Source organism: Streptomyces boncukensis, from assembly GCF_011045075.1.
GTDB classification, from domain to species: Bacteria; Actinomycetota; Actinomycetes; order Streptomycetales; family Streptomycetaceae; genus Streptomyces; species Streptomyces boncukensis.
Genome location: NZ_JAAKZZ010000338.1, coordinates 1 through 8,436, shown reverse-complemented (window position 1 = coordinate 8,436; position 8,436 = coordinate 1). Strand labels below are relative to the sequence as shown.

The 8,436-nt window shown below is 70.2% G+C and carries 6 protein-coding genes; 2 read left to right on the top strand and 4 right to left on the bottom strand.

The genetic code is table 11. The features are described from left to right. Positions 1–3 precede the first annotated feature (3 nt). From G5C65_RS25775 to G5C65_RS25765, 3 genes are all read right to left on the bottom strand, one after another. Positions 4–1,170 carry a cytochrome P450 gene (locus tag G5C65_RS25775; RefSeq protein ID WP_165301323.1) on the bottom strand — a complete coding sequence of 389 codons (1,167 nt, stop codon included), beginning with the start codon at positions 1,168–1,170 and terminating at the stop codon, positions 4–6. A 28-nt stretch (positions 1,171–1,198) separates the two neighbouring features. Beyond that, positions 1,199–2,374 carry a pyridoxal phosphate-dependent aminotransferase gene (locus G5C65_RS25770; RefSeq protein WP_165301322.1) on the bottom strand — a complete coding sequence of 392 codons (1,176 nt, stop codon included), beginning with the start codon at positions 2,372–2,374 and terminating at the stop codon, positions 1,199–1,201. Positions 2,375–3,205: 831 nt separating this feature from the next. Beyond that, complete coding sequence (locus G5C65_RS25765) at positions 3,206–4,468, bottom strand: IS701 family transposase (RefSeq protein WP_165301321.1); 1,263 nt, start codon at positions 4,466–4,468, stop codon at positions 3,206–3,208. A 663-nt stretch (positions 4,469–5,131) separates the two neighbouring features. Here G5C65_RS25765 and G5C65_RS25760 point away from each other — a divergent pair. Continuing rightward, positions 5,132–5,839 carry an LmbU family transcriptional regulator gene (locus tag G5C65_RS25760; protein ID WP_338146658.1) on the top strand — a complete coding sequence of 236 codons (708 nt, stop codon included), beginning with the start codon at positions 5,132–5,134 and terminating at the stop codon, positions 5,837–5,839. Between the two features lie 215 nt (positions 5,840–6,054). Here G5C65_RS25760 and G5C65_RS25755 read toward each other — a convergent pair whose 3' ends face one another. Further along, positions 6,055–6,711, bottom strand: coding sequence for an FMN-binding negative transcriptional regulator (locus G5C65_RS25755; RefSeq protein ID WP_165301320.1), 657 nt, complete (start codon positions 6,709–6,711; stop codon positions 6,055–6,057). A gap of 330 nt (positions 6,712–7,041) precedes the next feature. On the opposite strand from G5C65_RS25755, the gene G5C65_RS25750 reads away from it, so the two are divergent. Beyond that, the gene (locus G5C65_RS25750) at positions 7,042–8,358 is read left to right on the top strand and encodes a lysine N(6)-hydroxylase/L-ornithine N(5)-oxygenase family protein (RefSeq protein ID WP_165301319.1); all 1,317 of its coding nucleotides are present in this window, start codon (positions 7,042–7,044) and stop codon (positions 8,356–8,358) included. Positions 8,359–8,436: the final 78 nt, after the last annotated feature.

Below are 8,436 nucleotides of genomic sequence, written 5' to 3'. Positions count from 1 at the left end.
GGCTCACCACTCCACGAGCAGCCGGGACAGCCCGCGGGTGCCCAGGCCGTCCTTCCAGACCACCGGCTCGGGGCCGGAGGCGAGGCGGAGCGCGGGGAAGCGGCTCAGCAGCCGTCCCAGGACGACCTGCAGCTGCAGGCGGGCCAGCGGTGCGCCCACGCAGCGGTGCACCCCGTGGCCGAACGTCAGATGGACGGCCTCGCGCCCGCCGGGCTCCAGCCGCTCCGGCTCCGCGAACGCCGCGCCGTCCCGGTTGCCGTGCAGCAGCGAGACCATGACGGCCTCCCCGGCCTTCACCGTGACGCTGCCGAGGGCGACGGTCTCCAGCGCGACCCGCGAGAAGCTCAGCGGTGTGGACGGGGTCAGCCGCAGCAGTTCCTCGACGGTGGGCACGAGCTGGTCCGGCTGTGCGGCGAGTTCGGTGTACGCGGCGGGGTCGGACAGCAGGGCCAGCGCCGACAGGCCGAGCTGGCCGACGGTGGTCTCGTAGCCCGCCATCAGCAGGGCGAGGCCCATGGTCAGCAGTTCGCCCATGGACATCTCGCCCCGGTCATGCGCGGCGATCATGGTGGTGAGGATGTCGTCCTGCGGGCTGCGCCGCTTCCGGGCGATCAGCTCCGACATGTAGTCGGCCAGCTCCAGCCGGCGGCGGGCCTTCTCGGTGGGGTTGTCCAGGGAGACGTCGAAGAGCACCTCGACCTGGTCCCGGAACTGGCCGCTGTCCTCCTCGGGGACGCCCAGCAGCGAGCACAGCACGGCCAGCGGCAGCGGCGCGACCAGCCCCGCGACCAGGTCGGTGCCGGGCCCGGCCGCGGCGATCCCGTCCAGGTACCGGTCGGCCAGCCGCTCGACGTCCGGGGTCATCGCGCCGATCCGGCGCGGGGAGAAGACCCCGGCCACCACGCGGCGCAGCCGGGTGTGCTCCGCGCCGTCCATGCTCGCCATGGAGTCCGGCACCGGCTGGGCGTCGATCACCTGCGGCGCCTGCGGCTTGACCGCCTCCGCCCGGCTGAACCGCCGGTCCGTCAGCACCTGGCGCCCGAGTGCGTAGTCGCACACCAGCCACATCTGGTCCCCGGCCGGGGTGACGAACGGTACGACGTCCCCGGCCCCGGACTGCCGCAGGAAGTCCGGAAGCGGGCCCAGCTGTGCTTCGCTGAAGTGCCTCATGCGTCTGCTCCCCGTGTGTGGTCGGCTGTCAGCCGGCCGTCAGCTGGCGCCCTGTCGCGCGCAGCGTCTCGATCGGCCGGTTGAAGGCGATGCGCACGTGCTGCTCGCCGCCGGAGGGGTCGGCGAAGAAGGCGGTGCCGGGGGCGAGCAGGACGCCGGTGCGCGCCCGCAGCTCACGGATGAACGGCATGCACTCCTGCCGCCCGCCGGTGATCGGACCGATGTCCGCGAAGAGGTAGCAACCGCCCTCCACGGGGGCGAACTTCATCCCCATGCGGGAGAAGATCTCCTGCGTCAGGTCGCGCCGGGCGGCCATCTCCTCCGCCGCGACCGCCGGGTCCACCGCATGCGCGGCGCGCCCGGCGGCCGCCTGCAGCGGGGCCGCGGTGCCCAGCGTGGTCAGCTGGTGCACCCGCCCGAGCGCCTCGGTACGCGCCCGGTCGGCCCGCAGGAACCCCAGGCGCCAGCCGCTGATCGCGTGGCTCTTGGAGAGCGAGCCGACGACGATGCTGCGCTCGGCGAGTCCGGGCACCTCGGCGACGGACAGATGGCGCCGCCCGTCGAAGACGAAGTCGGCGTACACCTCGTCGCAGATCGCTGTGACATTCCAGCGCTCGCACAGCTCGGCGATCCCGTCCAGCTCCTCGCGGGAGAGCACCCGCCCCGTGGGGTTGCCCGGGGTGTTCAGCACGATGGCCCGGGTCCTGGAGGTGAAGGCGGCGGCCAGCTCGGCGGGGTCGTGGCGCCACTCCGGCGCGTGCAGCGGGACGAACCGGGGGGTCGCGCCCGCCAGCCGGATGGCGCCGGTGAACTGGTCGAAGCCGGGGGTGAGGACGATGACCTGGTCGCCCGGGTCGACGGTGGCCAGCAGCGCGACGCAGAGCGCCTCGGTCGCCCCTGCGGTGACCGTCAGCTCGGTATCGGGGTCGGTGGGGGCGTTCAGCCGCTCGGCGATCCGCTGCCGCAGCAGCGCTTCGCCCGCGGGGTTCTCGTACTGGTTGCGCCCGGAGTGCAGGGCCTCGACCGCCTCCTCGATCATGGCGTCGGGCGTCCGGGGGTGGCTGGGGGTGCCGATCGCCAGGTCGAGGGTGCCCTCGGTGCGCGCGAGCATGAACACCTCGGCCAGGCCGCTGAGCGGCAGTCCGGCCGCCCGCGCGGAGATGGGTGACCTGTCGGCCGGGGCGCCGGCCGGGGAGTGCGTCATGTCGGATCCTCCTGCTGCTGGTTCATCGGGGCGTCCCGCGCAGCGGGTGCCCGCCGAGCCGGGAGAGCCGCTGGGCCCCGGCTTCGGAAGCGGCCATGTCCCATCGGATCGCCGGCTCCTTCGGATTCCTCCTCGGATTCCTCCGGACTCCTCGCAGGCGAACCGGGGCTGCGGAACCGCTGCTTTCGGTTCGTCAGGAGGCGAATGACCGATTACCTGGCCAGTGCAGCCAGCACAGCCAGCGCACCCAGTGCACCGCAGGGACCACCGGAAATTCCCTTTCGGATTGCTCTGCTGAGAGTCGAGGCTTTGCCGTGCTGACTCCCGTAATTCCGGCCTCCGAATCCGGCTGCGTCTGAACATACCCTGAGCCGGTGCGGACGGTGAACCGGAAAGCGGCTCGCACCGACGGCGGGCACTCAACCAGGCGGGACTGTCCCGTCAACGGGACGGCGGGACGGCGCGTACGGGCCCGGCGGGCGTGCCCCGTCCGGCCCGGACAGCGGCAGGGAGGCGCCCGGCGAGCGCCGGGCACACCGCGCCGCGGCCCGGGGAACCAGGAATCCGGGGAACCGGGGAATGCGCCGTCAGGTCAGCGGAAATTCCGGGGCAACGAAGCTGCACCCGAGGGGAATCGCGAGTGCGGGCGGAAAGAAGGCCGGGGCGGGGTGCGAGTCGAAGACGACGGCGCCGGAGGCCGGATGTCGCCCTCTTGCGCGGCCGTCTGTGCACTGCAACGATGAATTCGCCGATAGTCGGCCGCTCTTGACGGGCCGACTGCCTGTTCCGTGGCCCTGGAGACCGTTCCCCCGGCGGTGTCCAGGGCCGCGTTCATGCGCTCGGCGCATCCTGCGTGCCCGGCGCCGACGTCGCGGTCGTCGGTTCCGCGCCCTCGCGCGGGGCGACCCAGCGCAGCGGAAGGCGCGCGGAGCTGCCCGGGGCGAGCGGCGCCAGGCGCTGGTAGGCGTGCGCCGCGGAGACCAGCGTCACATGGTGGTGCCAGCCCGGGAAGGAGCGCCCCTCGAAGTCGCTGAGCCCCAGGTCCCGTTTCATCGCGCAGAGGGTGGTGCCGGTGCTCGCGCGCAGCGTGGTCAGCGACATGACGTCGGCGAGGGGGAGATGGGTGAGGTTGGTGATCCATACGGGGCCGTGCCGGTCGCCCCGGATCACCTCGGTGAAGACCCGGAAGGGGCCCTCGGCCGATCCCGGGGCGCGCCCCGTGGGGAGCCGGACGAGCGCCGACCTGACCTGGGCGTTCCGCTGCCGCCCGTCCACCGTGGTGACCGGTACGGACTCCACCGCGCGGGTCTTGGACACGCACTCCCGGGCGCCGGCGAGCGTGGGCCCGAAGGGGCCGCACTCGTCGACGGGGTGGACCTTCAGATAGTGCGGCAGCGTGATGACGCAGTCGAGGCCCCGCTGTCCGAGCCCGCGCAGGAAGGAGCCGACGTGCGGCGCGTCGCTCATGTCGGTGACGAGCGGGATGCCGGTGGTCGCGGTCCGGGATGCCAGCGCGTCCACGAGGTCGAGCACTTGGGCCCACAGCGGGCGGTACTGCACGGCGTCCGGGATGCGTGCGCGGCGGCGCAGCTGCGCGTCCTCCGTCCACGGGGCGGGCAGGTGCAGCCGCCAGTCGACGGGCACCTGGGTGGACCCGATGGTGAGGAACGCGCCCACGCCCAGCTGGCAGTTGAGGGCCCGGCCGGAGTGCGGGTCGAAGTAGCGGTGGACTCCGACCGACCGCTTGCCGGACTTGGGTATGACCAGGCGTTCGATGGCCAGCGCCGAGGCGGGCTCGTGTCTGACGGCCCAGTCGGCGAGCTCGCGCAGCACCGTCTCCCAGTCCCAGGAGCTGGTGGAGACGAACTGGCGGAGCGACTGGGCGGCGTTCGGCGAGGTGGAGACGGCGTGCGCCAGCCGGCGCACGGACTTCTTCCCCGGCGTGCGCAGCAGCCCCGCCAGGTAGGCGTGCGCCCATCTGCGTTGGTCGGCTCGCTTTATGCTGCGGAAGATCTCCTCCGAAAAGGCAGCCAGGGACATGGAGAGGCCGACTGCGGAGGACGCCTCGTCCATGGTGGCGCCGGGGCTTGTCATAGTGCAATTTCCTCCTACTACCGATCGGAGCGAGAGCAGCAGGCTCGGAGCGCGAATCATCAAGCGCTGTGAAGGCAGAGTGTAACGCGCCCGAAATCCGTTGCGAGGATCCGGAGTTCCATATTCCTGCTGCATTCGGCTCGGCGTCGGGTGGGGCGGACCTGCCCCCGGAGGACCCGTGCACGAGTGTGTCAGATGCTGCCATCTCTGAACCGGAATGGCATCTGTTGCTTGTGAGTCTTAACGAAACTTGTGCGCCACTGGCTTGCATCTTGTCTGATATTTGACGCACTTTGACCGGTTCGAGGCGTCGGGCGATGGGCGCCACACGGACTCTCGCGCACTCCCGAGCGGAACCTGAACCTCCAGTTCCCTTGGGTGCGCGCTGCGCGGCGGTTCATACTGTGTGGACTTCAACAAGTCTGGATGGGGGATGGGGTGCGCCTTGCGTACCGCCCGCCGGTCAGGTTCTACTCGGATAGACGACTCGAATGGAGTCCAGTTGAACGGGGGATGGTTATTCATGTCGAGGTCGATTTCGCTTTCCTGGCCACCCAGTTCCGCTCTGTTAGAAAATGGTTCCCGGGAACTCTCGTCAGCAATCAGTCCGTATCATCGGCGGGTCGACCCCGCCTGTTTGACGCGTATTCGTATGGAGCCGCGGTGACCGAGCAGCACGGAAACGGGGAGGAAGGCAGGCAGGTGCTGGTGCGCAGGAGACCGGACGCGATGGTGCGTCCGGGTGGCGCGAGTGGCGCGGGTGGCAGAGGTGTCGCCGATGGCCGCTACCGCAGTCAGGTGCTCACCACCAAGGTCGGTCTGGAGATACCGTCCGGACTGACCTTCGAGGACTGGGAACGGGCCGGGCGGCAGCTGTCCGGCCTCGTCAACTCCTCGTCCTGGTGGCTCGGGGACTGGCTGGTGTACGGCAAGGACCACTACAGCGACCGGTACGAGCGGGGCATCCGCGCGGCCGGGCTCCAGTACCAGACGCTGCGCAACTACGCCTGGGTGTCTCGGCGGTTCGAGATGCACCGCCGCCGCGCGGCGCTGAGCTTCCAGCACCACGCGGAGCTGGCGTCCCTGCCCGTCGAGGAGCAGGAGCGCTGGCTGGACCAGGCCGAACAGCAGGGATGGACCACCAAGCAGCTGCGCCGGGCCATCCGCCTCGCACGCGCGGACGACGTGCGCGAGGCGGCCAGGTCCGAGACCACCCGGCGGCTCGCCGTGCCGGGCAGCCGGCTGCAGTGGTGGCACAAGGCGGCGGAGCACTCCGGGGTGGAACTGGAGCAGTGGGTTCTGGCCACCCTCGACAACGCGGCCGAGCAGATCCTGGAGGAGCTGAAGGAGCGGGCCGGCATCTCGGCCTGACCCGACCCCTCCATACGGATCCCGCGGGGCCCGACTCCGAGACGGAGTCGGGCCCCGCGAGGCGTGCGGCCCAGCGCAGAGCACCATGGTGCCCCGTCAGAGGCGCGGGGCTGGTGTCCACTGCGGCTTCGCCGCGGGGCGCGCCGAGCCACACATCACCCGCAGGCTGCGATGAAACAGCAAGGGGCAGCCCCGGCCCAGCACGATCCGCAGGACTAGTCGCGAGGCTGCGGCAGCCGGCCCATCAGCTCGGCGGTCTCCCGGTGCCGGGTGCACTCGCGCCCGCTGAACGACTTCTGCACCCGCTCGCGGACCTCGGTGGACTGCTCCTGGCTGAGTTTGAACATGCCCTCGGCGCCGGTCACCGTGAGCCGGAACGCGCCCACCGCGGGGACGATCTTGCGGAAGTAGTCCACCGAGTCCGACTGGTCCCAGCCGGCGCCGAAGTCCGCCTCGAACGCCAGCGCGGTCTTCCGTACCACGCCGAGCGTCTCCTCCAGTGAGTCGATCTTCTCCACCACCCCGCGCACATGAACGGAGGTGAAGTTCCAGGTCGGGGCCGCCGGTGTGATGTCGTACACCGTCGGCGAGACGTAGGCGTGCGGGCCGGTGAACACCAGCAGCAGCACATCGCCGGTCCGCAGGGCCCGCCAGTGGGGATTCGCCCGGTTCATATGGCCCAGCAGCGTGGTGCCCGACAGGTCGTCGGGCCATGCGCCGTTCATACGGGGATCCGGAATGACAGGCAGATGCGTGGCGAACGGGCCGTCGTCGGCACCGCCGTTGCGGACCGCCAGTGCCAGCGGATTGCCGCGGATCAGGTCGACCATCCACGAACTGTCCGGCTCGCGGTAGTGGCTGGGAACGAACACCCGGAAATCACACCCCTCGGTGATCTGTGGTCATGGTACGGCGCGAAGCCGTGGAAGGCTGCCCGCGTGGTGCGTCGAATGGCCAAAGTCCCGCGCATTCGGATTGCTGTCCTGCCGACGGGACACCCGCAGCGGGCCGTGACACCGGGGCCTCTTGCAAGGTCTGCCCGGGGCCTCTACGTTGGCGTCGCGATGCTCTCCAGTGCAACACTGAATATGTGTCTCCCGGGTCGCCGGTCGCGATGCTCCGCGAGGATTCGAGACCAAATCAGCGATGATTTTGACGAGAGTTGACAGAATTCGCAGCAACCCTGGCGGGAGAAATATTCTATGGGTACTCGTGCACAAGAGATATACGACGTGGTCGGAATCGGCTTCGGCCCGTCCAATCTGTCGCTCGCCATCGCACTGGAGGAGCACGGATCCCCTGTCCCGGGGCGCCCGGTCACAGCCGCGTTCTTCGAACGGCAGCCCTCGTTCGGCTGGCACCGCAACATGCTGCTGCCGGATACGACGATGCAGGTGTCCTTTCTGAAGGACCTGGCCACCTTCCGCAATCCGGTGTCCCGGTTCAGCTTCGTCTCGTATCTGCACGCCACCGGCCGGCTCGCGCAGTTCGTGAACACCCAGACGTTCTTCCCGACGCGGCAGGAGTTCCACCAGTATCTGGAGTGGGCGGAGTCGGGCGTCGGCTACCGGGTCTCCTACGGCTCGGAGGTCCTGGGCATCCGGCTCCCGGAGCGGCCGGCCGCCGGGGAGCCGCAGTATGTGCAAGTCGAGGTGCGGGACACCGGGGGGAGGGAGACCCGGCTGGTCAACGCGCGCAACGTGGCCATCTCCACCGGGCTGGTGCCGCGCATGCCCGACGGCGTGGAGCGCGACGAGCGCGTCTGGCACAGCTCGGAGTTCCTGGAGCGGTACCGGCAGGTCGACCCCGACGAGCTCAAGCGGGTCGCGGTGGTCGGCGCCGGGCAGAGCGCGGCCGAGATCACCAGGTTCCTGTACGACAGCCTGCCGCACGCCCAGGTCTCAGCGATCGTCCCGTCCTACGGCTACTCGCTCGCGGACGACACCCCGTTCGCCAACCAGGTCTTCGACTCCGACGCGGTCGACGACTACTACTTCGGCACGGACCGCACGCGGGAAGCCTTCTGGCGCTACCACCGGAACACCAACTACTCGGTCGTCGACGACGATGTGATCAGAGCGCTGTACCAGCGGGCGTACGACGAGGACGTGCGCAACACCAAGCGGCTGCACTTCCTCAATCTGACCCGGGTCAGCAAGGTCGCGCGGGTGGGCAACGAGACGCGGGTGTCGCTGGAGTCGCTCGCCGACGACGGCCTGCGGGAACTCGACCTCGACGCGCTCGTCTTCGCCACCGGCTACGACTCGATGGAGCCGTCCGGCCTGCTCGGCGACCTCGACCGGCACTGCCTGCGCGACGCGTCGGGCCGGCACCGGGTCGAGCGGGACTACCGGCTGACCACCACGTCCGAACTGACCTGCGGCATCTATCTGCAGGGCGGCACCGAGCACACCCACGGGCTGACCTCGTCCCTGCTGTCGAACATCGCGGTGCGCAGCGGCGAGATCGCGGACTCCCTGGTCCAGCGGTGCTCCGAGGACGCGTCCGCGCCGGACTGAACGGGCCCGTGCCGCGCGGCTCCTGCTGAATTCCGCAGTCCGCGGAAACCACGCACACCAGGCGCATATACCAGGGGG

Bases quoted from the DNA above. Each gene is read 5' to 3' on its own strand.
- G5C65_RS25775 (WP_165301323.1), bottom strand. From the start codon at position 1,170: ATGAGGCACTTCAGCGAAGCACAGCTGGGCCCGCTTCCGGACTTCCTG.
- G5C65_RS25770 (WP_165301322.1), bottom strand. From the start codon at position 2,374: ATGACGCACTCCCCGGCCGGCGCCCCGGCCGACAGGTCACCCATCTCC.
- G5C65_RS25765 (WP_165301321.1), bottom strand. From the start codon at position 4,468: ATGACAAGCCCCGGCGCCACCATGGACGAGGCGTCCTCCGCAGTCGGC.
- G5C65_RS25750 (WP_165301319.1), top strand. From the start codon at position 7,042: ATGGGTACTCGTGCACAAGAGATATACGACGTGGTCGGAATCGGCTTC.